General features: G+C 68.9%; 20 protein-coding genes and 2 tRNA genes. 5 read left to right on the forward strand and 17 right to left on the reverse strand.

The window, feature by feature from the left end:
• Nucleotides 1-71: 71 nt before the first annotated feature.
• From ACT53Q_RS09190 to ACT53Q_RS09250, 13 genes are all read right to left on the reverse strand, one after another.
• Nucleotides 72-395: a hypothetical protein gene (locus ACT53Q_RS09190; RefSeq protein WP_476186356.1), complete on the reverse strand. Its 324-nt coding sequence runs from the start codon at nt 393-395 to the stop codon at nt 72-74.
• Nucleotides 392-1,234: a DUF3142 domain-containing protein gene (locus tag ACT53Q_RS09195; RefSeq protein WP_476186357.1), complete on the reverse strand. Its 843-nt coding sequence runs from the start codon at nt 1,232-1,234 to the stop codon at nt 392-394. Before ACT53Q_RS09195 ends, ACT53Q_RS09190 begins: the two co-directional genes overlap by 4 nt.
• Entirely contained in the window at nt 1,204-3,321 is a 2,118-nt protein-coding gene (locus ACT53Q_RS09200; protein ID WP_476186358.1) for a PA5441 family protein, read from the reverse strand. The genes ACT53Q_RS09195 and ACT53Q_RS09200 overlap by 31 nt, the downstream gene beginning before the upstream one ends.
• A gap of 123 nt (nt 3,322-3,444) precedes the next feature.
• Nucleotides 3,445-4,884 carry a serine hydrolase domain-containing protein gene (locus ACT53Q_RS09205; protein WP_476186359.1) on the reverse strand — a complete coding sequence of 480 codons (1,440 nt, stop codon included), beginning with the start codon at nt 4,882-4,884 and terminating at the stop codon, nt 3,445-3,447.
• Between the two features lie 35 nt (nt 4,885-4,919).
• Entirely contained in the window at nt 4,920-5,279 is a 360-nt protein-coding gene (locus ACT53Q_RS09210; RefSeq protein WP_476186360.1) for a hypothetical protein, read from the reverse strand.
• 49 nt (nt 5,280-5,328) lie between these two features.
• Entirely contained in the window at nt 5,329-6,690 is a 1,362-nt protein-coding gene (locus ACT53Q_RS09215; RefSeq protein ID WP_476186361.1) for an NAD-dependent succinate-semialdehyde dehydrogenase, read from the reverse strand.
• 38 nt (nt 6,691-6,728) lie between these two features.
• Nucleotides 6,729-7,583 (reverse strand): ABC transporter permease subunit, encoded by an 855-nt coding sequence (locus tag ACT53Q_RS09220; protein ID WP_476186362.1) that lies wholly within the window; start codon nt 7,581-7,583, stop codon nt 6,729-6,731.
• Nucleotides 7,580-8,491 carry an ABC transporter permease subunit gene (locus ACT53Q_RS09225; RefSeq protein WP_476186363.1) on the reverse strand — a complete coding sequence of 304 codons (912 nt, stop codon included), beginning with the start codon at nt 8,489-8,491 and terminating at the stop codon, nt 7,580-7,582. The genes ACT53Q_RS09220 and ACT53Q_RS09225 overlap by 4 nt, the downstream gene beginning before the upstream one ends.
• Complete coding sequence (locus ACT53Q_RS09230) at nt 8,488-9,627, reverse strand: ABC transporter ATP-binding protein (RefSeq protein ID WP_476186364.1); 1,140 nt, start codon at nt 9,625-9,627, stop codon at nt 8,488-8,490. The genes ACT53Q_RS09225 and ACT53Q_RS09230 overlap by 4 nt, the downstream gene beginning before the upstream one ends.
• Nucleotides 9,628-9,681: 54 nt before the next feature.
• Nucleotides 9,682-10,827 (reverse strand): polyamine ABC transporter substrate-binding protein, encoded by a 1,146-nt coding sequence (locus ACT53Q_RS09235; protein ID WP_476186365.1) that lies wholly within the window; start codon nt 10,825-10,827, stop codon nt 9,682-9,684.
• Between the two features lie 89 nt (nt 10,828-10,916).
• Complete coding sequence (locus tag ACT53Q_RS09240) at nt 10,917-12,284, reverse strand: aspartate aminotransferase family protein (RefSeq protein ID WP_476186366.1); 1,368 nt, start codon at nt 12,282-12,284, stop codon at nt 10,917-10,919.
• A gap of 22 nt (nt 12,285-12,306) precedes the next feature.
• Nucleotides 12,307-13,719, reverse strand: a complete 1,413-nt coding sequence (locus ACT53Q_RS09245) for a glutamine synthetase family protein (RefSeq protein WP_476186367.1) — start codon at nt 13,717-13,719, stop codon at nt 12,307-12,309.
• Nucleotides 13,720-13,723: 4 nt separating this feature from the next.
• Entirely contained in the window at nt 13,724-14,506 is a 783-nt protein-coding gene (locus ACT53Q_RS09250) for a gamma-glutamyl-gamma-aminobutyrate hydrolase family protein (RefSeq protein WP_476186368.1), read from the reverse strand.
• A gap of 221 nt (nt 14,507-14,727) precedes the next feature.
• Between ACT53Q_RS09250 and ACT53Q_RS09255 the strand changes: the two genes are divergently transcribed.
• From ACT53Q_RS09255 to ACT53Q_RS09270, 4 genes are all read left to right on the forward strand, one after another.
• The gene (locus tag ACT53Q_RS09255; protein ID WP_476186369.1) at nt 14,728-16,110 is read left to right on the forward strand and encodes a glutamine synthetase family protein; all 1,383 of its coding nucleotides are present in this window, start codon (nt 14,728-14,730) and stop codon (nt 16,108-16,110) included.
• Between the two features lie 10 nt (nt 16,111-16,120).
• Complete coding sequence (locus ACT53Q_RS09260) at nt 16,121-17,434, forward strand: NAD(P)/FAD-dependent oxidoreductase (RefSeq protein ID WP_476186825.1); 1,314 nt, start codon at nt 16,121-16,123, stop codon at nt 17,432-17,434.
• An 88-nt stretch (nt 17,435-17,522) separates the two neighbouring features.
• Nucleotides 17,523-17,598, forward strand: a tRNA-Ala gene (locus ACT53Q_RS09265).
• A 47-nt stretch (nt 17,599-17,645) separates the two neighbouring features.
• Nucleotides 17,646-17,721, forward strand: a tRNA-Glu gene (locus tag ACT53Q_RS09270).
• 48 nt (nt 17,722-17,769) lie between these two features.
• On the opposite strand, the gene ACT53Q_RS09275 is transcribed toward ACT53Q_RS09270, so the two are convergent.
• The 4 genes from ACT53Q_RS09275 to ppsR form a co-directional block, all read right to left on the reverse strand.
• On the reverse strand, nt 17,770-19,053 hold the full coding sequence (locus ACT53Q_RS09275) for a hypothetical protein (protein WP_476186370.1): 1,284 nt from the start codon (nt 19,051-19,053) through the stop codon (nt 17,770-17,772).
• A 15-nt stretch (nt 19,054-19,068) separates the two neighbouring features.
• On the reverse strand, nt 19,069-19,785 hold the full coding sequence (locus ACT53Q_RS09280; protein WP_476186371.1) for a hypothetical protein: 717 nt from the start codon (nt 19,783-19,785) through the stop codon (nt 19,069-19,071).
• A 6-nt stretch (nt 19,786-19,791) separates the two neighbouring features.
• On the reverse strand, nt 19,792-20,313 hold the full coding sequence (locus ACT53Q_RS09285; protein WP_476186372.1) for a DUF1249 domain-containing protein: 522 nt from the start codon (nt 20,311-20,313) through the stop codon (nt 19,792-19,794).
• A gap of 134 nt (nt 20,314-20,447) precedes the next feature.
• Nucleotides 20,448-21,269 (reverse strand): posphoenolpyruvate synthetase regulatory kinase/phosphorylase PpsR, encoded by an 822-nt coding sequence (gene ppsR / locus ACT53Q_RS09290; RefSeq protein WP_476186373.1) that lies wholly within the window; start codon nt 21,267-21,269, stop codon nt 20,448-20,450.
• Between the two features lie 92 nt (nt 21,270-21,361).
• Between ppsR and ppsA the strand changes: the two genes are divergently transcribed.
• Entirely contained in the window at nt 21,362-23,734 is a 2,373-nt protein-coding gene (gene ppsA / locus ACT53Q_RS09295) for a phosphoenolpyruvate synthase (RefSeq protein ID WP_476186374.1), read from the forward strand.
• The last annotated feature ends 126 nt before the right edge of the window (nt 23,735-23,860 follow it).

A 23,860-nucleotide genomic window follows, 5' to 3' on the forward strand; every position in this document is an offset into this window, starting at 1 on the left:
GGAACTGGTCCGAACCCGATACCATCACCACAGGACTCACCGCCTGAGTGGCTACAAAATCCGTACGCAGGTCAGAGCAGCAGCGGGCCGTTGACCAGCGGCTGTCCGGGATTCGCCAACCGGTAGTGATGCAGCACCGGCGCGGCGCTCGGTGCGCCCTTCAGCCAGGCCTGCACGCGTAGCGGCGTGTTCACGCCGATCGCGGGCACGTCGGGACGGATCCCGGGCAATGCGATGTGTTCGTCGGTGTCGGCCGTGGCCTGCGGCGTTGCGATGACGACCACATCGGCACGGTCGTACAGGTCCTGGTACGTGGGCGTCGCGATCAGCCGCGCGGACACCACGCCCGGCAGGCCGCACGACAGGAGCAGCAACAACCACAGGATGCGGGTCATGGCGGGCGGCCTCGGGCGGATCGGGGATCGGTCGGATCGACAACGTCCGTGCCGGCGCGATGGGGCTGCCCCGGCCGCGGATTCAGCAGGAACACGACGTAGCCGCGGAACTGCGGATGCCGGGCCAGCGCCGGTGGTGGCGTCCACTCGCCGCCCTGCAGCAGGCCGATGCGGAACGGCACGCGCAGTCGATCGAGGCGCGCGAGATACGCCGCATAGCCGGGGATGACGTGCCGGCCCTGGTAGATCTGCAGCACGATCTCGTCGACGACGCCGGCCAGTGCGTCGAGGCCCGCGGGATCGCCATTCGCGCTCCAGTCAAGCAGGCCGGTGATGCCGAGCCGGCAATCGGCCGGCAGTCGGCCGCGCAGGTCGCGCAGGAAGTTCGCGTATTCGTCGAGGTGGCGCGTGCGCGCGTCGAAATCGATCTGCACGCCGACCACGCGATTGCCCGCGGCGCGCCAGCGCTGCAGCCGCGCCAGCACCTGCGCGTGAACAGCGGGCGTCCAGCGCAGCGTCTGCACGCGGTACACCATCCACACATCGGCATGGCGCACGCGCGGCAGCGCGGCGCGCTGCGCGGCGAGCCGCACCGACGGCATCGCCTGCACTTCGCCGTCCAGCAGGTAAAGCGTCTTCGCGCGCGCCAGCGCCGGCTGCGGTTTGACGCCGGCCCACAACCAGAACGCGTCGTAGTGCGCGGCGTCGACGTGCGCCGTGGCGTCGCCGGGCGCCGCGAGCGCCGATGCCGACGACAGCAGCCCGGCCAGCAGCAGCGCCGCACAGCCGCGCACGGCGCCGCGCGGCATCACCAGAAGTACTGCAGCGATTGCGCCCATGACGACGTCGGGAACTCGCTCTTCAGACGCTTGAACCACGCCTTGCGTGTCGCCAGCGGCACGTCTTCGCCGCCGCAGTCGTTCGAGCCCGACGGCGCGTAGCAGTGCACGGCGCGATACAGCGCGTAGGCGCGATCCTGCGGCGACGCCGTGGCGTCGGCCATCACACGCTGGTAGATCGCCTGCCGCGCGAACGGCTTGCCGGGGAACTGCGTCGGCGTGCCGCCGAGTTCCGTGGCCGCCGGCTGGCGGTCGAGCACGAACGCGTCGTAGCCGTTGAGCCGCGCGAACTCGCCGAGGCACAGCGAGGCGTGGACGTCGTTCGGCGTCTTCGCCAGCGTTGTCGCCACCTCGACCAGCGACGGACAGCGATAGCCTTCCTTCGTGCCGGTCCATGCGAAATCGCCGAGCGGCGGCGCCTGTTCGAGCTTGAAGTAGCGGTCGGGCTCGGCGGTCGGCGGTGGCAGCGCACCCTTCGCCGCGGCGAGGAAATTGGCGTAGCGGCCGCGGGTCAGCGACTTGTAGAGCAGCACGTAGCGGGCAACGCCGCGTTCGCGCGCGGTCGCGGTCGTGTCGGCCACGCGCGCGCGCAGCAGGTCCGGGCCGGCGACGTTCACCAGCAAGAGCTCGCGCAGTTCCGGATCGGTGACCGGCGAGCCGGCCGCGAACACGCGCTCGGGATGGCCGTGGCGCGCATCGTGCATCGCCAATGCGACCTGCAGGGTTTCGCTCTGCAGCGGTGCGGTCGCCTGCGGAAAGAGTGCGAGCAGTGCGTCACGCGCCTTCGGGTCATCCAGGCGATCCAGCGCCAGCGCACGCAGCGCGCGGCGGCTGAATTCCAGCGTGTCGAGCGCGCCGCCCTTCCCCGCTTCCGCGGCCGGGAGGCGTTCCAGCGCGGCCTTCGGCGAACCCTCGACGAAGAACGCGTAGGCCGCGAGCAGGTAGTCGTGCATGCCCGGCATCGCGGCGAAGCGCGCGCGCTGGGCCATCAGTTCGTCGCGGCCGAGGTCGCGCTTGCCGGTGTCGCCGTTGCGGCGCATGCGGCGCAGGTCGTCGATCGCCAGCAGCACCGGGCCGGCGGATTCCAGGCGATACGCTTCGGCGGGCAGCTTGGCGTCGATTTCCTGCGCGAGGTCGAGATCCGGCAGGTTGCGCTGCGCGGCGTCGGCCTGCTCGATCTGCGCGCGGTAGGCGGCAGCGAGCTTCACGTGGTCCTGCCCCAGCCAGTAGACGCGGCGCAGCAGGCCCTGCGCCGACGCGGCGTAGGCGCCGCGCGGATAGTCGTGCAGGTAGTCCTTGAGCGCGGCCTCGGCCTTGCCCAGCGCGCCCCGGTCCATCTTCTCGAACACGAGGTCGCCGTATTCGCCGAACCCGTTGGCCTGCGCCGCGAGCGCCCAGGTGCGGCCGACCATGTAGCGTGCGGCCTCGCGCACCCACGGCTGCTTCGACTTCGCCAGCGCGGCGAACGGCGCGGTGTCGTAGTCGTCGGCATAGAACGCCGCGGCGGCCTTGAGATAAGCCAGGAACGCCTTGCCCGACGCGGAACGGATGGCGTTGTCGAGCTCCGGATCGAGCGGCACGACCGGCGTGTCGCCGTCGTTCGCGCAGGCGTTGGCCTGGCGGCGCGCGGCGGTCAGGCGTTCACGCTCGTCGGCGGTGACGCCGGCGTCCGCGGCGAGCGCCGCGACGAAAGCTTCGGTGCCGGCATCGTTGCTGACGCAGACCGTGCCCTGGCCCTGCAGCACCCAGCCCGATGGCTCGTCGCCGGCGGTGCCTGCGGGCCCGATCCGGCCGACGAACTCCTCCCACGACAGCGGCACCGGCAGCGCCGGCGCCTGCAACGGCTCGCGCTTCGGCGGATACGTGCGCAGGCCGCCGTGGCGATCGGCCATCAGCAGCACGAGGTTGATGCGGGTGTCGTTGGCGGGCGTCAGCACCGCGGTGCCGGCACAGCCGTAGCCGTAGTCGTCGTTGACCGCCACCACCGCCGGGACACAGCCCCAGTCGCCGCTGGCGCGCGCGATGGACGGAGCGAAGGGCAACAGCAGCGCGGCGGCGGCCGCGAAGGCGAGCGGAGCGAGGCGCATGGAAACTCCTGTGGGGATGCGTGCGATGGCGCGGCCGCGGCGGCACGGCGCGACGGTCGTCGCATTTTCCCCGTTCCGCCATCGCTTGCACAGCGGCACGCGCATTCCTTTCGCGCGCCGTCGTCAGCGTCCCGCATGCAGGGCGCGGATCGTGTCGACGACGAGGCGCTCGAACCCCGCCGCGTCGCCGAAGCGCAGGTGCGCGCGCGCCAGCCGGACCACGACCAGATGCTCGAACGGCACCACCGCGATGCGCTGGCCGAGGTTGCCCATCGCGAAGAACGCATCCGCGGGGATGCCGACGGAACGGCGATGCACGGCCGCTTCGTCGTCGCCGCGGTTGGTCCACCAGCCGGCGCCGTAGGCCGTGCCCAGCGTCGGCTCGGACGACCAGCGCGCCCAGCCGGCGGGCAGCAGGCGGCGGCCGCCGACCACGCCGTCGTCGAGATACAACTGGCCGAGTCGCGCCCAGTCGCGGGCGCTGGCGTACAGGTAATGCGCGCCGATCGGCGTGCCGGTCGCGTCCATCTCGAAGGTCACGTGGCGCATGCCCAGCGGCGCGAACAGTTCGCGGTCGGCGAACGCCTGCACGGCCGCACCGTCGCCACCGACGGCATCGCGCACGATGCGCGACACCAGGTGCGTGCTCGCGCTGCTGTACGCCCAGCGCGTGCCGGGCGGCGCGATCGCGCGCGCGGACGCCGCGTAGGCGGCCATGTCGGGCTCGTCGTAGAACATCTGGTTCGACGGGTCGAAGCCGCTGCCGGTCTCGTCCAGCGCGAGGCCGGTGTCCATCCGCATCAACTGTTCCAGCGTGATCGTGCGACGGGGGTCGCCGGCCTGCCGCCATGCGGTGATCGGCGCGGGCGCCTTCACCTCGAGCCGGCCCTGCCGCACGAGCACGCCGACCAGCGCGTTGGTCACCGACTTGGTCATCGAGAACCCGAGCATCGGCGTGTCGATGCCCTCGCCGGCGACGTAGCGTTCGGCGACGAGGCGCCCGTCGTGCAGGATCACCACCGCGCGCGTGCCGCGGTGCGGCGGCGCGGCGGTTTCGGCGAACGCGGCATCCAGCGCGTCCGCGAGCCCCGGCGTCGGTGCCGCGACAAGGCCCGCCGGCATGGCGACGCCGCCTTCGATGCCGGGAGCGGCCTGCGCCGCTGGCACGGCGGGTGGATCGTCGATGCGCTCGTCGCCGTGGACCAGCACGCAGCCCCACTGCGGGCGGAACACCGCGCGGCTCGGCACGAGGCCGAGGAAGGACGCACCGGCTTCACGACGGTCGCGATCGACGCGATGGCGCAGCCCCCACGCCAGCCAGTCGACGCCCGGGCGCGGCACGATGCTCGCGTCCCAGGTCTTCGCCGGATCGATGCCGGCGACGAAGGTTTCGGAACACAGGTCGTGCGCGGCCATACCGGTCGCCGTGCGCAGCGCGCGATCCGGCCGCCACGCCACCGCCGCGACGATCAGCAGGCTCGAAACCAGCAGGCTACAGACCAGCAGGCGGCGGATCGTCCGGAACCGGGACCGAGCGCGGTCCCGGCGGGGATCAACGGGCATGGCCGTTTCGGGTCGCGCACGCGAGACGACCGCGTTCAGCCGCCGGGCTTGCGCTCACAGGTTTCCCATCGCCATTTCGCATCCGCATGCCCCGGGCACATCTTCTTGGTTTCGTAGATCGTGCATTCGTAGCGGACCATGATCGGTGCCGGAATGAGGTGGATCGGATTCAGCGGGTTGGTCGGTTCGGGATAGACCAATTCCTGCTCGAAATACGAGCGTTTGCCGACTTTGCGGGTCACTTCCATACAGTCGTCGAGCGGGTCCTTCCGGATCGATGCCTGGTCCTCGCCGACCCCCAGGGCCGCATGCACGGCCGCGGTGACCGCCTCGATCTCGGCCTTCGTGAGTTTCAGCTCCAACGAACAATCGAACAGTGCTTCTTCTTCCTGCATGGCGCACTCCCCCTTTTCCGTTTGCAGAGGATGGTCGGCGATGCCGCCCTCAGGCGACGTACACCGTCTTGATGTTCATGAACTCGTGGATGCCGTGCTCGGCGAGTTCGCGGCCGAAGCCGGAGGTCTTGGTGCCGCCGAACGGCAGGCGCACGTCGCTGCGCACGATCGCGTTGACGAAGGTCGCGCCCGCCTGCAGCTTGCGCGCGACCGCTTCGCCGCGGGCGAGGTCGCGGGTCCACACGCTGGCGCCGAGGCCGAAGTCGGTGTCGTTGGCGAGGCGCACGGCGTCGGCGTCGTCGCGGGCGCGCAGGATCGCCGCGGCCGGGCCGAACAGTTCCTCGTCGTAGGCCGGCATGCCGGGCACGACGTGGTCGAGGATCGTCGCCGGATAGTGGCAGGCGCCCTCGCCCGGCGTGCCGCCGAGCAGCAGCGCGGCACCAGCGTCGACACTGCGCCGCACCTGCGCGTGGATCTCGTCGCGCAGGTCGGCGCGGGCCATCGGCGCGAGCGTGGTGGCGTCGGCCATCGGATCGCCGATGGCGAGCTTCGACGCCGCCTCCACGAAGCGCTGCACGAACGCATCGGCGATGCCGGGCGTGACGATGAAGCGCTTGGCGGCGATGCAGGTCTGGCCGGCGTTGCCGAAGCGCGAGGCGATGGCGGCGGGGATGGTGACGTCGAGGTCAGCGTCGTCCAGCACCACGAACGGATCGCTGCCGCCCAGCTCCATCACGCATTTCTTGAGATTGCGGCCGGCGGTGGACGCGACCGAGCGACCGGCGCGATCGCTGCCGGTCAGGGTCACGGCCTTCACCCGCGGGTCGGCGATGACCTTCCCCGCCATCTCGTTGTCGATGTGCAGCACGCCGAACACGCCGTCGGGCACGCCGGCCTCGCGCAGCACGCGGGCGATGGCGTCGGCGCAGCGCGGCACGTTGGTGGCGTGCTTGAGCACGGCCACGTTGCCCGCCATCAGCCCCGGCGCGAGGAAGCGGAACACCTGCCAGATCGGGAAGTTCCACGGCATCACCGCGAACACGCAGCCCAGCGGTTCGTAGGTGACGTAGCTGCGCTTCGCCTCGGTGGCGATGGCGCTGTCGCGCAGGTAGTCGATGGCGTGGTCGGCGTAGTACTCGCAGGCGCCGGCGGATTTCTCGATCTCGGCCAGCGCCTCGCGGCGCAGCTTGCCCATGTCGGCGGACATGATCGCGGCGATCGCCTCGCGCTCGTCGCGCAGGCGGGCGGCGACCGCGCGCAGCAGCGCACCGCGGTCGTCGAGCGGACGCGCGGCCCAGGCGGGCGCGGCCGCGGCGGCGCGTGCGAGGATGGCCTCGACCTCGGCCTCGCCGATGTAGTCGTAACGGTAGTCGGCCTGGCCGGTCCAGGGATGGGTGAGCGTGACGGTCATGGTGCGTGTCTCCGGGGGCGTGCGTTCCGTGCGGCGCCCTACTCCGCGTTCGACTGGAGCGCCAGCTGGATGTCGCGCTGGCGGCGCTTTTCCTCGCGATACATCAGCCACCAGCCGATGGCCGCAGCCACCGACACCGCGAGCACCATCAGCGTGGCGAGCGCGTTGATCTTCGGGCTGAGGCCCAGGCGCACCGACGAGAACACCTTCATCGGCAGCGTGGTCGAGTTGGGGCCGGCGACGAAGCTGGCGATCACCACGTCGTCCAGCGACAGCGTGAACGCGAGCAGCCAGCCGGACACCAGCGCCGGCGCGACGATCGGCAGCGTGATCAGGAAGAAGACCTTGATGCGGTTCGCGCCGAGGTCCATCGCCGCTTCTTCCAGCGACTTGTCCAGTTCGGCCAGGCGCGAGGACACCACCACGGTCACGAACGACAGCGTGAAGGTGACGTGCGCGATCCAGATCGAGACCACGCCCTTGGGCGCGATGCCGACCGAACCCGCCACCGACACCAGCATCAGCAGGATCGACAGGCCGGTGATGACTTCGGGCATCACCAGCGGCGCGGTGATCATCGCGCCGAACAGGGTCTTGCTGGGGAACTGGCGCATGCGGGTCATCGCCAGCGCGGCCATCGTGCCGAGCACCACCGAGGTCGTGGCGGTCCAGAACGCGACCCGCAGGCTGACCCAGGCGGCGTCGAGCATCGCCTGGTCGCGCACCAGTTCGCCGTACCACTTGAACGAGAAGCCCGACCACACCGAGGCCAGCCGCGACTCGTTGAACGAGTAGACGATCAGCACCAGGATCGGCACGTACAGGAACGCGAAGCCGGCGCCGAGGATGCCCCAGCGCAGGGCGCGCGCGCCGGGGGCGGAAACGCCGCTCATGCCAGCCGTCCTTCCAGCTCGCGCTGCTGGACGCGGTTGAAGATCAGGATCGGGATCAGCAGCATGATCAGCATCACGATCGCCACCGCCGAAGCCACCGGCCAGTCACGGTTGTTGAAGAACTCGTTCCACATCACGCGGCCGATCATCAGCGTGTCCGGGCCGCCCAGCATTTCGGGGATCACGAACTCGCCGACCGCCGGGATCATCACCAGCATGCAGCCGGCGATGATGCCGCCGCGCGACATCGGCAGCGTGATCTTCAGGAACGCCTTCCACGGCCGCGCGCCGAGATCGTAGGCGGCTTCCAGCAGGCGGTGGTCGAACTTCACCAGGTTGGTGTACAGCGGCAGCACCATGAACGGCAGGTAGCAGTAGACGATGCCGATGTAGGTCGCGAGCGGCGTGTTGAGGATGTGCAGCGGCTCGGAAATCACGCCGATGCCGGTCAGCAGGTTGTTGAGCAGGCCGTTGCTGTCGAGGATGCCGATCCAGGCGTAGACGCGGATCAGGAACGAGGTCCACGACGGCAGCACCACCAGCATCATCGCGATGTTGCGCGAGGACGTGGGCATCCGCGAGATGACGTAGGCCATCGGGTAGCCGATGAGCAGCGTCAGCAAGGTCGAGATCGCGGCGATCTTCAGCGAGCTGGCGTAGGCCAGCAGGTACTGGCTGTCGGAGAACAGCACCTTGTAGTTGGTGAGGTTGAGCTTGAGCAGGACCTCGTCCTGCACGAATTCGAGGATCGGCGTGTACGGCGGCTGCGCGATCGCCAGCTTGGCGAACGAGATCTTCAGCACGATCAGGAACGGCACCGCGAAGAACAGCAGCAGCCACACGTACGGCACCGAGATCACCGCCCAGCGCGGGCCCGGCAGGAAGCGCTTGAGGGCGGTGAGTTTCATGAGGGGAGCACCACCCCTTCGTTGTCGCCCCACGACACCCAGACCTCGTCGCCCCAGGTCATGCCCTCGCTGGCCCAGCGCTGCTGGTTGGCGAAGTTCGCCATCACCCGGTAGCCGCTGGGCAGGCGCACGTGGAACACCGAATGGCTGCCGAAGTACGCGATGTCCTCGATGCGGCCCTGCGCCTTGTTGTACGGCTGGTCGGGCTCTTCCTTGCTGATCACGACCTTCTCGGGCCGCACGCCGTAGCCGACTTCCTGGCCTTCGTAGCCGGACACGCCGTGGCCGACGTAGATCGGCACCGACAGCGACGGCGAGGCGATGGTGATGTAGTCGGCGTGGTCCTCGTCGATGCGGCCGTCGAACATGTTGATCGAGCCGATGAACTCCGCGGCGAAGCGGCTGGTCGGCGATTCGTAGATCTCGTCGGGCGTGCCGACCTGGCGGATGCGGCCGGCATCCATCAGCGCGATGCGGGTGGCCATGGTCATGGCCTCTTCCTGGTCGTGGGTGACCATCACGCAGGTCACGCCCGACTTCTCGATGATGTCGACCAGCTCCAGCTGCATCTGCGAGCGCAGCTTCTTGTCCAGCGCGCCCATCGGCTCGTCGAGCAGGAGGAGTTTCGGGCCCTTCGCGAGCGAGCGCGCCAGCGCGACGCGCTGCTGCTGGCCGCCGGAGAGCTGGTGTGGCTTGCGCCGCGCGAGCTTGCCCAGTTGCACCATCGCCAGCATCTCGTCGACGCGCTTGCGGATCGCGTCCTTGCCCAGGCCGTCCTGCTTCAGGCCGAAGGCGATGTTCTGTTCCACCGTCATGTGCGGGAACAGCGCGTACGACTGGAACATCATGTTGATCGGCCGCTCGTACGGCGGCAGGCCGTTCATCACCTGGCCGTCGAGGTAGATCTTGCCGGAGGACGGCGTCTCGAAACCGGCGAGGCAGCGCAGCAGCGTCGACTTGCCGCAGCCGGACCCGCCCAGCAGCGCGAAGATCTCGCCCTGGCGGATGCTGAGGTTGGTGTCATCCACGGCGACGAAGCCGTCGAACTCCTTGCGCACGTCCACGATCCGGACGTAGTGGTCGGCACCGGGTTTCGCGGCGCCGGTCTGCGGTCGTTCGTTGGCGACTGCGGCCATGGGCGTTCCTCGGGAATGCGGCGGGGCGGACATCGCTGCCCGCCCCGCGGTCGGTCAATGGCCGGTCTTGAGCTGCGTCCAGATCCGGGTGTACTGGCGATCGACTTCCGGCGGCACGATCGCGAAGGTGAAGAGCTTCGCGCGCACGTCGTCCGGCGGATAGATCGTCGGGTCGCCCGTGATCTCCTTCTTCACCAGCGCCGTCGACTTCACGTTGATGTTCGGATAGCTGACGAAGTTGGAGTTGTCGGCCGCGACCTGCGGTTCCAGCAGGTAGTTGATGAAGGCGAGCGCGTTCTCGGGATGCTTGGCGTCCTTCGGGATCGCCAGCATGTCGAACCACAGCGGCGCGCCTTCCTTCGGGATCGAATAGGCGATGTGCACGCCGTTCTTCGCTTCCTCGGCGCGGTCGCGGGCCTGGATGATGTCGCCCGACCAGCCGACGACGAGGCAGGTGCTGCCCTTCGCCATCGAGTCGATGTACTGCGAGGAATGGAAATTGGTGATGTACGGGCGGATCGACTTCAGCAGTGCCGCGCCCTTGTCGATCACCGCCGGGTCGTGGCTGTTCGGATCCTCGCCGAGGTAGTTCAGCGCGATCGGGATCAGCTCCGACGGGGTGTCCAGGATCGTGACGCCGCAGTCCTTGAGCTTGGCGATGTTCTCCGGCTTGAACACCAGGTCCCAGCTGTTGGCGACGTCGGTGGTGCCGAAGGCGGCCTTGACCTTGTCGACGTTGTAGCCGATGCCGGTGGTGCCCCACAGGTACGGCACGGCGTACTTGTTGTCCGGATCCTGCAGCGCGATGCGCTTCATCATCTCCGGATCGAGGTTGGCGAGGTTCGGGATCTTCGACTTGTCCAGCGGCATGAACACGCCGGCCTGGATCTGGCGGCCGAGGAAGTTGAGCGTCGGCACCACGATGTCGTAGCCCGACGAGCCCGCGAGCAGCTTGGTCTCGACGATCTCGTTGCTGTCGAACACGTCGTAGACCACCTTCACGCCGGTCTTCTTCTCGAAGCCGGGGATGGTGGTCTCGGCGATGTAGTCCGACCAGTTGTAGACGTTGAGGAGCTTCTCCTCGCCGCCGGCGGGTGCCTTGCCGTCGCCGGCCGCGGCGTTGCCGCCTTCGGGCTTGCCGCCACCGCAGGCCGCCAGCATGCCGACGACGATGGACATTCCCAGCAATCGCAGTTTCATGACGCGCTTACCTCCGCCCCGGGGGGGCTCGATGGGTGAAAGGTCCGATGCATCCGATTAGGGCACAGATCGCGGGCCGGCGGAAGCGCTCAGGCGATGCCGATGGCGTCCGCGGTCTCGTCGAGCGACTTCCATGCCTTCTCGAACAGCTCGTCGACCTGCGCCCGGTCCAGGATCAGCGGCGGCGACAGCAGCATTGAATCATAGGTGGCGCGCAGGATCAGCCCGTTGCGCAGGGCGTTGTCGCGGCACATCACCCCGACCGTCCCGCGCTCGTCGAAGAACCGGCGTTCGCCCTTGCGCGGCACCAGTTCCAGCGCGCCGACCATGCCGGCGATGCGGGCCTCGCCCACCAGCCGGTGTTCGCCCAGCTCCGCCCAGCGCTGCGCCAGGTACGGGGCGATCTCGTCGCGGGCACGCTCGACGATGCGCTCCTCCTGCAGGATGCGGATGTTCTCCAGCGCCACCGCCGTGCACACCGGGTGGCCGGAGTAGGTGCAGCCGTGGGCCAGTTCGCCGCCCTGCGCCTTGAGCACGCCGGCGACGCGGTCGTTGAACATCGCCGCGCCCAGCGGGATGTAGCCGGAGGTGATGCCCTTGGCGAGGGTCATCACGTCGGGGGTGATGCCGAAATACTGCGAGCCGAACCACTCGCCGGTGCGGCCGAACCCGCAGATCACCTCGTCGGCGATCAGCAGCACGTCGTACTGGCGGCAGATGCGCTCGATCTCCGGCCAGTAGGTCATCGGCGGGATGTAGACGCCGATCGCGCCCATGATCGGCTCGCCGATGAAGGCGGCGACGCGCTCCGGTCCGAGTTCGAGGATCTTCGCCTCCAGCCGGCGCGCGGCGAGCAGGCCGTACTCCTCGGGCGACAGGTCGCCGCCGTCGGCGAACCAGAACGGCGGGTCGATGTGGTGGATGTCGGGGATCGGCAGCCCGCCCTGCTTGTGCATGCCGGCCATGCCGCCGAGGCTGGCGCCGGCCATCGTGGTGCCGTGGTAGCCGTTGTGGCGGCCGATGAAGATGTTCTTCTGCGGCTTGTCCTGCACCGCCCAGAAATGGCGGACGAGGCGCAGGATGGTGTCGTTGGCCTCGGAGCCGGAGTTGGTGAAGAAGGCGTGGTTGAGGTCGGCCGGCGTCAGCTCGGCGAGCTTGGCCGACAGTTCGATCGTCGGCTCGACCGTGCACTGGAAGAAGCTGTTGTAGTAGGCCAGCCGGTCCATCTGCCTGCGGGCGGCCTCGCCCAGTTCGCGGCGGCCGTAGCCGAGGTTCACGCACCACAGCCCGGCGAAGGCGTCGAGCAGCTTGTGCCCTTCGGCATCCCAGACGTAGGCGCCCTCGCCCTTCACGAGGATGCGGGTGCCCTTCTTCGCCAGCGCGGCGTTGTCGTTGAACGGATGCAGGTGGTGCTCGGCGTCGAGCTGCTGCAGGCGGGCGATGTCGGCGTGGTCCATGGGGGCTCCGGGAAAGTCGGCGTCAGACGTTGAGCAGCAGGAACTCGCGTTCCCACGAACTGATGACGCGGAAGAAGGTTTCGTATTCCTTGCGCTTGACCGAGATGTAGGCGCGGACGAAACGCGCACCCATCATGTCGTGCAGGGGCTTGCAGCCCTCCAGCTTGTCGAGCGCCTCGCCGAGCGAGCGCGGCAGTTCGAAACCGACGTCCTGCGCGCTGGTCGACAGCGGCTGGGTCGGCTCCAGTTGCCCGCGGAGGCCCATCAGGCCGCAGGCCAGGGTCGCGGCCATCGCGAGGTAGGGATTGGCGTCGGAACCGGCGAAGCGGCTCTCGACGCGGGTGTTCTCGGGCGTGTCCATCGGCACGCGCAGGCCGCAGGTGCGGTTGTCGTAGCCCCACTGCACGTTGATCGGCGCCACCTGCCCCAGCGCCAGCCGGCGGTAGGAATTCACGTTCGGCCCGAAGAACGCCATCGCCATCGGCACGTACTGCTGCAGGCCACCGAGGTAGTGCTCGAACGCCCGGCTGTGCTCGCCCGACTTGCGGCCGGCGAAGATGTTGCGGCCCTTGCGGTCGAGCACGCTCTGGTGGATGTGCATCGCGCTGCCCGGCTCGTTCTCCATCGGCTTGGCGAGGAAGGTCGCGTACACGCCGTGGCGCAGCGCGGCCTCGCGCATGGTGCGCTTGAACAGGAACACCTGGTCGGCGCGCGACATCGCGTCGGCGTGCAGGAAATTGACTTCCAGCTGCGCGGCGCCGGATTCGTGGATCAGCGTGTCCACGTCCAGCTCCATCGCGTCGCTGTAGTCGTACATCAGGTCGAGGATCGGGTCGAACTCGTTGACCGCGTCGATCGAGTACGACTGGCGCGCGGTCTCCGGGCGGCCCGAGCGGCCGGCGGGCGGCTGCAGCGGGAAGTCCGGGTCGGTGTTCTTCTGCACGAGGAAGAACTCGACCTCCGGCGCGACCACCGGGCGCAGGCCCTCGGCCTCGTAGGCGTCGAGCACGCGCTTGAGCACGTTGCGCGGCGCCAGTTCGTGGCGCTCGCCGTCCTTCGTGTAGCAGTCGTGGATGACCTGCGCGGTGGGATCGGTGGCCCACGGCACCAGCCGCACGGTGTCCGGGTCGGGACGCAGCAGCATGTCGGCGTCGGACGGCGTGGTCAGGTCGTAGTAGTCGTCGGGGTAATCGCCGGTGACGGTGGTCGCGAAGATGCCTTCGGGCAGGCGCGTGCCGTAGTCGTGCGAGAACTTGGCGGCCGGGATGATCTTGCCGCGGGCGTTGCCGGTGATGTCCGGCACGAGGCATTCCACCTCGGTGATGCGGCGGTCCTTCAGCCAGCGGACCAGCGCGTGTTCGCCGGCGGTGGCGGAGGGCGCGGCGCGGACACCGCGGCGGGCAGCAGGTTTGCGGGAAGACTTTTTCGGGCTCATGCGATCATCGTAGCCGCTGCGCGGTCTGTTGTCGGGCGGCACGCGCTCGGCAGGCGTCGCCGAACGCGCGGAAGATGCCGTGGTAGAAGGCGTTCTCGGTGACGCGCCATTCGGGATGCCACTGCACCGCGAGCAGGAAGGCATCGCCGTCGCGGCGGAACGCCTCGACCAGTCCGTCGGGCGCCGTCGCTTCCACCGTCAGTCCGTCGCCGAGGCGCGCGATGCCCTGCCCGTGCAGCGAATTCACGCGCGCGGTGTCCGCGCCGGCGATGCGCGCGAGCAACCCGCCGGGCGCGAGCGCGATGTCGTGCGCCGGTGCGTACTGCATGTCGAGCGGGTCGTCGGTGTGCTCGCGATGGTCGAGCATGCCGGGGAGCGCGTGCACCTTCTGGTGCAGGCGACCGCCGAAGGCGACGTTGATCTCCTGGAAGCCGCGACAGACGGCCAGGATCGGCAGGCCGAGTTCGATCGCCATCGGGATCAGCGCGAGGGTGTTGGCGTCGCGGGCCGGGTCGTGGAGGTTGCCCTCCCAGCTCGGTTCGTCGGAATAGTGGTGCGGCTCGATGTTGCTGACCGACCCGGTCAGCAGCAGACCGTCCAGCCCTTCCAGCATCTGGCGCAGGCCGACCGGCGGCTGCAGGCCGGGCAGCAGCACCGGCAGGCACTCGGCGCCGTCGACCACCGCCCGGACATACTTTTCCCCCACCGCCAGGAACGGATGCGGACCGATCGTCTTCCGGTCCGTCGGCAGGCCGACGAGAGGCATCCGGGGAGAGGTTCGGGGCATGCGGGACGCTCGTGGTGCGTTTCCGGGAGGGCTTCCGCACGGTAACGGGGCCGTTCGATTTCTGCAACAGCCCTGCCGGAAATCCGATCCGGGTCGCTGCGATTGCTGCATCGCGACATCGTCTGCATGCGCATTTGCAGCCAAACGGTGGCATGATCCCCGTTGAGTATTATTGACAATTCGCCGACGCAGCCCTCAGCTGTCACACTGTCGCCCGCCTCATGACCACCTCCGACACCATGCCCGAATCCCTCACGCCCGACGATCTGCAGACCCTGCAGCAGTCGCCGGCCTGCGAGCAGGTCGACCTGCTCCTGCCCGACATGAACGGCCTGCTGCGCGGCAAGCGCATCGCCCGCAGCGCGCTGGACAAGGTCTACGCCGACGGCGTCTGCCTGCCGATGTCGCTGATCGCCACCGACATCACCGGGAACACGGTCGAGGAGACCGGCCTGGGCTACGACATCGGCGACGAGGACCGGATCTGCCGGCCGATCCCCGGCACGCTGCGGCCGGTGCCGTGGGCGCCGCGGCCGATGGCCCAGGTCCTGCTGGGCATGGAAGACGCGCAGGGCGGCATGTTCGAGGCCAATCCGCGCGAAGTGCTCAAGCGCGTGCTGGCACGCTACGACGCGCTCGGCCTGCGCCCGGTGGTGGCGGTGGAACTGGAGTTCTACCTGTTCGACCGCCTGCCCGACGCTCACGGCCGGCCGCAGCCGCCGGTCAACGCCCACACCGGCGCGCGCAACACCAGCACGCAGGTCTACTACATCGAGGACCTGGACGATTTCCGGCCCTTCATCGACGGCGTCGCCGCCGCCTGCCGCGCGCAGGGCGTGCCCGCCGACACCGCGGTCGCCGAATACGCACCCGGGCAGTTCGAGATCAACCTCAAGCACCGCGACGACGCCCTGCTCGCCTGCGACGACGCGATCTACCTCAAGCGCGCGATCAAGGCCGTGGCGCGGCAGCAGGGCTACCAGGCCAGCTTCATGGCCAAGCCGCTGGCCGACCAAGCCGGCAGCGGCCTGCATGTGCACGTCAGCGTGCTCGACCGCAACGGCGACAACATCTTCGCCTGCGCGCCGGAGCAGCCGGCCGAGGCGCTGAAGCACGCGATCGGCGGCCTGCAGCGCAGCGCCAGGGACTGCCTGCTGCTGTTCGCGCCCAATGCCAACAGCTACCGCCGCTTCGTGCTCAACGCGTTCGTGCCGCTGAACGAGGTCTGGGGCTTCAACAACCGCACCGTCGCCATGCGCATCCCGCACAGCGACCGCAAGAACACCCGCATCGAGCATCGCATCGCCGGCGCCGACGCCAACGTATACCTCGCCACCGCCGCGGTGCTGGCCGGCATGCTCGAAGGCATCGAGCGCGGCCACGACCCCGGCCCGCCGATCGTCGGCAACGCCTACGACCAGACCGAGATCCGCACGCCGTACTGGCGCGACACCATCGCCGACTTCATGGCCAGCGACTTCGCCGCCCGCCACTTCGGCGAGACCTTCCGCCACATCTACGGCCAGCAGAAACTCAAGGAACTGCACACGTTCTATCGCGAAGTGACCACGCTGGAATACGAGTGGTACCTGCGGTCGGTGTGACCCTCACTCGATTGCATCGAACCTCGCGAGACGCCCGACCGTGATCCCGGCCCCCTACCCGCCCAGCTGGTACGCCGCCAGCGCCGAGCCCCTGCCGCCGCAGCCGCGGCTGGAGGGCGACATCGACGCCGACGTCTGCATCCTCGGCGCGGGCTACGTCGGGTTGTCGGCGGCGCTGGAACTGGCCGAGGCCGGCTACCGGGTCGTGGTGCTGGAAGCGCAGCGCATCGGCTGGGGCGCCTCGGGCCGCAACGGCGGCCAGGTGATCTTCGGCTTCGGCTGCGGCGAGGCCAAGCTGGCGGCGCTGCTCGGTCGCGAGGACGCCCGCAAGCTGTTCGACTGGTCGGTCGAAGGCGTGCAGCTGATCCACGAGCGCCGCGGCCGCTACGGCATCGACTGCGACTGGCGCGACGGCCACATGCACGTGGCGATCAAGCCGCGCCAGGTGACCGAACTGCAGACCTGGCAGCGCGAACTCGAACACGACTACGGCTATCCCCTGCCCTGGTGGGATCGCGAGCAGTTGCGCGCGCAGCTCGATTCGCCGCGCTATCTCGGTGGCCTGTACGACATGCGCTCCGGCCACCTGCATCCCTTGAAGTACGCGCTGGGCCTCGGCCGCGCCGCGCTGGCGGCCGGCGTGCGCATCTTCGAACAGAGCCCGGTGCTGGACATCGCGCACGGCCCGCACCCGCAACTGCGCACCGCGCACGGCCGCGTGCGCGGCGACTTCGCGATCCTCGGCGGCAACGCGCTGGTGAAGGGCGTGGCGCCCGCGCTGGATCGCAAGATCATGCCGGTCGGCACCTACATCGCCGCCACCCGCCCGCTCGGCGAAGCGCGCGCCCGTGCGCTGATCCGCAACGACATGGCCGTGGCCGACGTGAACTGGGCGCTGGACTACTTCCGGCTGAGCGCCGACCACCGCCTGCTGTTCGGCGGCCGCGCCAGCTATTCCAACTTCCAGCCGCCGAACCTGGCGTGGGTGATGGCGCGGCGCCTGCGCAAGGTGTTCCCGCAACTCGCCGGCGAGCCATTCGAGCACGTCTGGGGCGGCACCATCGACATCAGCTTCAACCGCGCGCCGCACTGGGGCCGCATCGGCCGCGACAACGTCTATTTCGCGCAGGGCTTCTCCGGCCACGGCGTGGCGGCCGCCGGCCTCGCCGGCCGCGTGATCGCCGAGGCCGTGCGCGGCCAGAACGAGCGGCTCGACGTGTTCGCCCGGATCCCGCATCTGGATTTCCCCGGCGGCCGCACGTTCCGCACGCCGATGCTGGTCACCGCGATGGCCTGGTACAAGCTGCGCGACGCGCTCTGGTGACGGGTCGCCGGCGCCGCATTCATTTTTTTGCAGCGCAACGCTTGACGACCCCGAAGGGTCTTCCTAAAATGTCGGTTCTCCAGCAAGTGGGGCCATAGCTCAGCTGGGAGAGCGCCTGCATGGCATGCAGGAGGTCGCCGGTTCGATCCCGGCTGGCTCCACCAACTTCCGAACCACCAGGCCGGTTCGAGAAGGCAAGAAGTTCCACGACGTCCCCATCGTCTAGAGGCCTAGGACATTACCCTTTCACGGTAGCGACCGGGGTTCGAATCCCCGTGGGGACGCCAACGTTTCAACGACGAAGCCCGCCTCGCGCGGGCCTCGTCGTTTTTGCGTCAGCGCGATACCGGCGCGGGCGAGTCCTGTCCCTGCGCGTGCGCAGGGCCGGTCGGCGCAACAGCAACGGATTGCTGCGACTGGAGATCGCGCGCCACCTGTTCCATCGGCGGTGCCTGCACGACCTCCGCGGCAACACGGAACCCCGGCGTGTTGCCACCGATCCACACCGCCCCGTTGGCAACGCCGACCTCCTGCGGATTGACCCGGGAGAAATCCGTCATGCCCTCGCGCTTGGCGAGCAGCATCGCGTGCGCCACGGCGTTGTCCGGCACGCTGTCGGGCAACCGTTCGCGCAGTGCCTGGAAATACGCGTGATCGGGATGTTCGACCCGACGCGGATCCCTCGACGACGACGCGCCGCCGGCATCGTGCGACACGCCGTGGGCAGGCGGCGCCAGCCGCGGACTGCTGTCGGTGATGCCGGGTGGATGCGGCAGCCCCGGAACACCGAGGCCGGTGAGGTTCGCGCGCACTTCGGGCGCGGCATGGGAAGGATCGGCGACGCGCGCGGCGGCCAGCGCCCTCTGCTCCTGGCCTTCGATGTAGTTCAGCGCCCCGCCGATCTTGCGCTCGGGATAGCCGTTCGCTTCGTAGAAGTAGCGGCCCATGGCCGCGACGTTCTCGGGCGTGGACGCCATCGACAGATCGGCCCCCAGCGTCAGGCCGGGCTTGGGCGCATACGTCGCGGGCACCTTGCTCAGGTCGACGTTGACGTACATCTGCATGTCCGCCGGCGAGGCGTCGTAGAGATCCTTCAGCGTGGCGTGCGGATTGCCGGCGCGGACCTGCGCCGCCAGCGCATTGAAGCCCGCCATCTCGGCATGGACCTCGCGCGAACGCACGCTCTCGTTGTACGTCCGCAGGATGTCGGTGTAATCGTGGGGCGACGGCCGCGCGGTCATCGCGGTAACGTCGCCCATGAGCTTGGTGTCCTCGGCCAGACGGGCGTCGCGCGTGACCGCATGGTCGATCTCGTGGGCCAGGGTGAAGCGCAGCGAGTTCGCGGTCTGCACGTCGCCCCGCGCAGCGAGGTTGAGCTGGTCGATCGAGACCGCCATCGTCTTCGAGTACGCATCGTAGGTGCCGAGCGCGCCCGGAGCGCCGAGGTTGTCGAAACGTTCGAGGCTGCCGCGTTCGATCTGCTGCAGCAGCGTGGTCTTGAGCCCCGGCGTGGTATCGATCAACGTCCTCAGTTCGGCGCCGGGATCGGTGCGGTCGGTGCGGAATCGGCGCTGGTAGTCGCCGAGCATCTCGTCAAGGCGTTCCTGTGGCGTCGGCATGTCCCTGTGCTCCCGTCAGTCGTAGGCGTTGATGATCAGCATGGAGATGCAGGTCTGCGGATCCTTCGGATCGCGCTGGCCGCGCACGTGCACGGTCACGCCGATGTCGCCGCGCGAGAACTCCCAGTAGTCCTGCGTGTCGAGCCGGTTCCGGAGCTTCTTCGACTCGAAACCGGCAGTGGTCAGTGCGCGCGCGTAATCGTCGATCGGCACGCAGACCGGCGTCATGTCGGCATCGGCATGCGTCTGGTCGTTGAACTGGAACAGCAGCCGGTTGGGCCGGGCACCGGGTTGCGGCGTCATCGAGCGCAATCCGTAGTACCAGGTATCCGTCAAGCGGCCCGCGGTGCCGTAGTCGTTGCCATCGGCGGAATGGACGTCGATCTTCAGGCCGGTGAGCCTTTCCACGTTCTGCGGCGCGAGATCCTCGGCGCCATGGAGGTTCTCGATCAGTCTGAGCACACGATCGGCCAGATCCTGTGCGTTGGCGGCATTGGCGGGTTCAGCGGTCATGGCGGCGATCTCCTTGGCCGGTTCGGGATGGGAAGGCATGGCGGCGCATGCAGGCAGCGCGAGCGCGACGATCAGGGCGGACGCACGGGCGTCGACGTGCGGAAGGATCGGGATTCGCAAGGGGGCGTCCTCCTTGACTGGGGCCGCCGCGGCGGCCGATGGTGCTGAAGATATAACGCCCTTGCTGTGGCTCGCAGGCCAATCAATGCGCGGCAGCACGCATGTTCAGGAATCGGGGAGGCCAGGATGCGCGGAGGATGCCCCTGCATCACCGCGGACGGCCGGCTCTCGCCGCACCAGCGTCCCCACGCCATGCCCGCGCTCGGCGAGGTATTGCAACCACTTGCCGAGGAAAGTGTTCATGCGCAGGCGGTGGTCGAGCACTTCCGCCGGCGGCGGGTGCAGGCCGATGGCGTCCTGCCAGCGTCGGCCGATGTAGCAGTGGGTGGCTTCGACCAGCTGCGCGTCGCGGTACAGGCGCAGGAAGGCGGACGGGTCGGGCTCGCCGGTGACAGGATCGAGCAGCGCGTAGCTCAGGCGGTATTCGACGGTATAGGCGTGCTGCGCCATGACTTCGAGGTGCAGGTCGAGGCCGTCGCCGATCGAGGACACGTATCGACCTTCGGTCAGCAGCGCCGGCGCGAACAGGCGCTGCAGGCGCTGGTGGTTCTCGGCGTACAGCGCCATCAGCCAGGAAAAACGGCTGATTTTCTGGGCTTCGATGGGGCGGGAGGCGACGTGCGACATGCGCGGATCGTACACAGCGCACCGCGGCCGCGACAGCATTGACGACGTCGATGGTCGGCGGCGATGATGGGCAGGCCCCACGCGCTCGCGATCCGAGCGAATCCCCGGTACCGATCGCTTCGGAACGGATCGCCTCAGAACATCCCGCGCTGGATCCCCAACGTCGTCATCACCTTGCTCGCGATCTCCTCGATGGAGGTGTGCGTGGTGCTGAGCGTGGGGATGCGCTCGGCGCGCAGCATCGCTTCCGCGGCCGCCACCTCGCGCCGGCACGTCTCCGGCTGGGCGTAGCGCGAGTTCGGGCGCCGCTCCTGGCGGATCTGCGCCAGCCGCTCGGGGTCGATGGTCAGCCCGAACAGCTTGCGCCGGTGCGGCCGCAGCCGCGGCGGCAGGCGATCGTGCTCCAGGTCCTCGTCGGTCAGCGGATAGTTCGCCGCGCGCACGCCATGGTGCAGCGCCAGGTAGATGCAGGTCGGCGTCTTGCCGGCACGGGAGACGGCGACAAGGATCACGTCCGCCTCGTCGTAGTTGGTGGCGATGCCGTCGTCGTGGGTCAGCGCGAAGTTCATCGCGTTGATGCGGCGGTGGTAGGTGTCGAAATCGACCAGGCCGTGCGCCTGCCCCACCCGCGGATGCCGCTGCTGGCCCAGTTCGCGCTCCAGCGGCTCGATGAAGGGGGCGAACACGTCCAGCATCAGCGCCCCGCTCTCGGCCAGGGCCGCGGTCAGGCGGGCATCGACGCAGGAATTGACCACGATCGGGCGCAGGCCATGGCTCTCGCCGGCGGCGCGGATGCGGGCCGCGGCCTCGGCCGCCTTCTCGGGGGTGTCGACGAAGGAGATGCGGTCGGTCCGGAATTCGGTGCCGTTGAACTGGGTCAGGAGGCTGTGGCCGATGGTTTCGGCGGTGATGCCGGTGCCATCGGAGACGTAGAAGACCGGTCGGACGAGGGTCATGGGGCGCTTGGGACGGAAGTCGAAGGCGGCGCGGAAGCCGGTGTTGCTAAAATAGCGCTTTCCCCGGCCCCCCGCCGCGCCCGGAGCACCCCTTGAACGAGAACATCCTCTGGCTGCAGGCCCTGCGCCTGTCCGACCTTGCCCGAGTGGGCGGCAAGAACGCCTCCCTCGGCGAAATGATCGGCCACCTGGCCGGGCTGGGGGTCTCGGTGCCGGGCGGCTTCGCCACCACCGCCGAGGCGTTCAAGGCCTTCATCGCCCACAACGACCTGCACCAGCGGATCTACGACAAGCTGGCGACGCTGGACGTGGACGACGTCCCCGCCCTCACCGCCGCCGGCGGCGAGATCCGCGGCTGGGTGATCGACGCCCCGCTGCAGCCGGACCTCGATCGCGACATCCGCGCCGCCTACGCGCAGCTCTCCTCGGAGAATGGTGGGGCCGACATCGCGGTCGCCGTGCGCTCCTCCGCCACCGCCGAGGACCTGCCCGACGCCTCGTTCGCCGGCCAGCAGGAGACCTTCCTCAACGTGACCGGCGCCGACGACGTGGTGCGCAAGGTCAAGGAAGTGTTCGCCAGCCTCTACAACGACCGCGCCATTGCCTACCGGGTGCACCACGGTTTCAAGCACGAGGACGTGTTCCTGTCGGCCGGCGTGCAGCTGATGGTGCGCTCCGACGTCGGCGCTTCCGGCGTGCTGTTCACGCTCGACACCGAATCCGGCTTTCGCGACGTCGTGTTCGTCACCGCCAGCTACGGCCTCGGCGAAATGGTCGTGCAGGGTGCGGTCAACCCCGACGAGTTCTACGTCTACAAGCCGACCCTGCGCCAGGGCAAGCCGGCGATCCTGCGCCGCGCGCTGGGCAGCAAGGCCATCCGCATGGTCTATTCCGACAAGCCCGGCGAGCGCGTGCGCACCGAGGACGTCCCCACCGACCTGCGCGGCAGGTTCTCGATCACCGACACCGACGTGCAGGAACTGTCGAAGCAGGCGCTGGTCATCGAACAGCACTACGGCCGGCCGATGGACGTGGAATGGGCGAAGGACGGCGTCACCGGCAAGCTGTTCATCGTGCAGGCGCGCCCCGAGACCGTGAAGTCCCGTGCCCACGCGACCCAGATCGAGCGCTACAGCCTCGAACAGCGCGGCGAGATCGTCGCCGAAGGCCGTGCCATCGGCCACAAGATCGGCAGCGGCACCGCGCGCGTGGTGCGCTCGCTGGCCGACATGAACCGCGTGCAGCCGGGCGACGTGCTGGTCGCCGACATGACCGATCCCGACTGGGAGCCGGTGATGAAGCGCGCCGCGGCGATCGTGACCAACCGCGGCGGCCGCACCTGCCACGCGGCGATCATCGCCCGCGAACTGGGCGTGCCCGCGGTGGTCGGCACCGGCAACGCGCTGGACCGCATCGAGGACGGCCAGACCGTGACCGTGAGCTGCGCCGAGGGCGACACCGGCTTCATCTACGCCGGCGCCCTGCCCTTCGAGCGCATCGTCACCGACCTCGACAACATGCCGCCGGCGCCGCTGAAGATCATGATGAACGTGGCGAACCCGGAGCGCGCGTTCGACTTCGCGATGCTGCCGAATGCGGGTATTGGTCTGGCGCGGCTGGAGATGATCATCGCCAGCCACATCGGCGTGCATCCCAAGGCGCTGCTCGAGTACGCCGACCAGGACGTCGAGACCAAGCGCAAGATCGATGCCCGCATGGCCGGCTACGCCAGCCCGGTCGATTTCTACGTCGACCGCCTCGCCGAAGGCATCGCCACCATCACCGCCTCGGCCGCGCCGAACCCGGTGATCGTGCGCCTGTCGGACTTCAAGTCGAACGAATACGCCAACCTCATCGGCGGCAGCCGCTACGAGCCGCACGAGGAAAACCCGATGATCGGGTTCCGCGGCGCCAGCCGCTACATCAACCCGTCGTTCCGCGAGGCGTTCGCGCTGGAATGCCGCGCGGTGCGCAAGGTCCGCGAGACCATGGGCCTCGACAACTGCTGGGTGATGATCCCGTTCGTGCGCACGCTGGAGGAAGGCCGCAAGGTCGTCGAGGTGCTGCGCGAGAACGGCCTGGAGCAAGGCAAGGACGGCCTCAAGATCATCATGATGTGCGAGGTGCCGTCGAACGCGCTGCTGGCGGACGAGTTCCTCGACATCTTCGACGGCTTCTCGATCGGCTCCAACGACATGACGCAGCTGACGCTGGGCCTCGATCGCGACTCGGCGATCGTCGCCGATCTGTTCGACGAGCGGAACCCGGCGGTCAAGAAGATGCTGTCGATGGCCATCCAGGCCGCGAAGCGCAAGGGCAAGTACGTCGGCATCTGCGGCCAGGGCCCGAGCGACCACCCCGACCTCGCGCAGTGGCTGATGGAGGAAGGCATCGAGTCGGTGTCGCTGAATCCGGACACCGTGGTCGATACCTGGCTGAAGCTCGCGAAGGCGAAGAAGGGCTGATCGCACGCGGCGACGCCCGCTTGATCGACTCCGGAAAAGGGCGCCGCTGGCGCCCTTTTCCGTGCATGCCGGACGTCATCGTGCCGAACGACAGGCGCCGGACGCACGCGTTGCACAGTACGTTCG

It is taken from the genome of Lysobacter sp. DMC97 (assembly GCF_056313745.1).

Bases quoted from the DNA above. Each gene is read 5' to 3' on its own strand.
- ACT53Q_RS09190 (WP_476186356.1), bottom strand. From the start codon at position 395: ATGACCCGCATCCTGTGGTTGTTGCTGCTCCTGTCGTGCGGCCTGCCG.
- ACT53Q_RS09195 (WP_476186357.1), bottom strand. From the start codon at position 1,234: ATGGGCGCAATCGCTGCAGTACTTCTGGTGATGCCGCGCGGCGCCGTG.
- ACT53Q_RS09200 (WP_476186358.1), bottom strand. From the start codon at position 3,321: ATGCGCCTCGCTCCGCTCGCCTTCGCGGCCGCCGCCGCGCTGCTGTTG.
- ACT53Q_RS09205 (WP_476186359.1), bottom strand. From the start codon at position 4,884: ATGCCCGTTGATCCCCGCCGGGACCGCGCTCGGTCCCGGTTCCGGACG.
- ACT53Q_RS09210 (WP_476186360.1), bottom strand. From the start codon at position 5,279: ATGCAGGAAGAAGAAGCACTGTTCGATTGTTCGTTGGAGCTGAAACTC.
- ACT53Q_RS09215 (WP_476186361.1), bottom strand. From the start codon at position 6,690: ATGACCGTCACGCTCACCCATCCCTGGACCGGCCAGGCCGACTACCGT.
- ACT53Q_RS09220 (WP_476186362.1), bottom strand. From the start codon at position 7,583: ATGAGCGGCGTTTCCGCCCCCGGCGCGCGCGCCCTGCGCTGGGGCATC.
- ACT53Q_RS09225 (WP_476186363.1), bottom strand. From the start codon at position 8,491: ATGAAACTCACCGCCCTCAAGCGCTTCCTGCCGGGCCCGCGCTGGGCG.
- ACT53Q_RS09230 (WP_476186364.1), bottom strand. From the start codon at position 9,627: ATGGCCGCAGTCGCCAACGAACGACCGCAGACCGGCGCCGCGAAACCC.
- ACT53Q_RS09235 (WP_476186365.1), bottom strand. From the start codon at position 10,827: ATGAAACTGCGATTGCTGGGAATGTCCATCGTCGTCGGCATGCTGGCG.
- ACT53Q_RS09240 (WP_476186366.1), bottom strand. From the start codon at position 12,284: ATGGACCACGCCGACATCGCCCGCCTGCAGCAGCTCGACGCCGAGCAC.
- ACT53Q_RS09245 (WP_476186367.1), bottom strand. From the start codon at position 13,719: ATGAGCCCGAAAAAGTCTTCCCGCAAACCTGCTGCCCGCCGCGGTGTC.
- ACT53Q_RS09250 (WP_476186368.1), bottom strand. From the start codon at position 14,506: ATGCCCCGAACCTCTCCCCGGATGCCTCTCGTCGGCCTGCCGACGGAC.
- ACT53Q_RS09255 (WP_476186369.1), top strand. From the start codon at position 14,728: ATGACCACCTCCGACACCATGCCCGAATCCCTCACGCCCGACGATCTG.
- ACT53Q_RS09275 (WP_476186370.1), bottom strand. From the start codon at position 19,053: ATGCCGACGCCACAGGAACGCCTTGACGAGATGCTCGGCGACTACCAG.
- ACT53Q_RS09285 (WP_476186372.1), bottom strand. From the start codon at position 20,313: ATGTCGCACGTCGCCTCCCGCCCCATCGAAGCCCAGAAAATCAGCCGT.
- ppsR (WP_476186373.1), bottom strand. From the start codon at position 21,269: ATGACCCTCGTCCGACCGGTCTTCTACGTCTCCGATGGCACCGGCATC.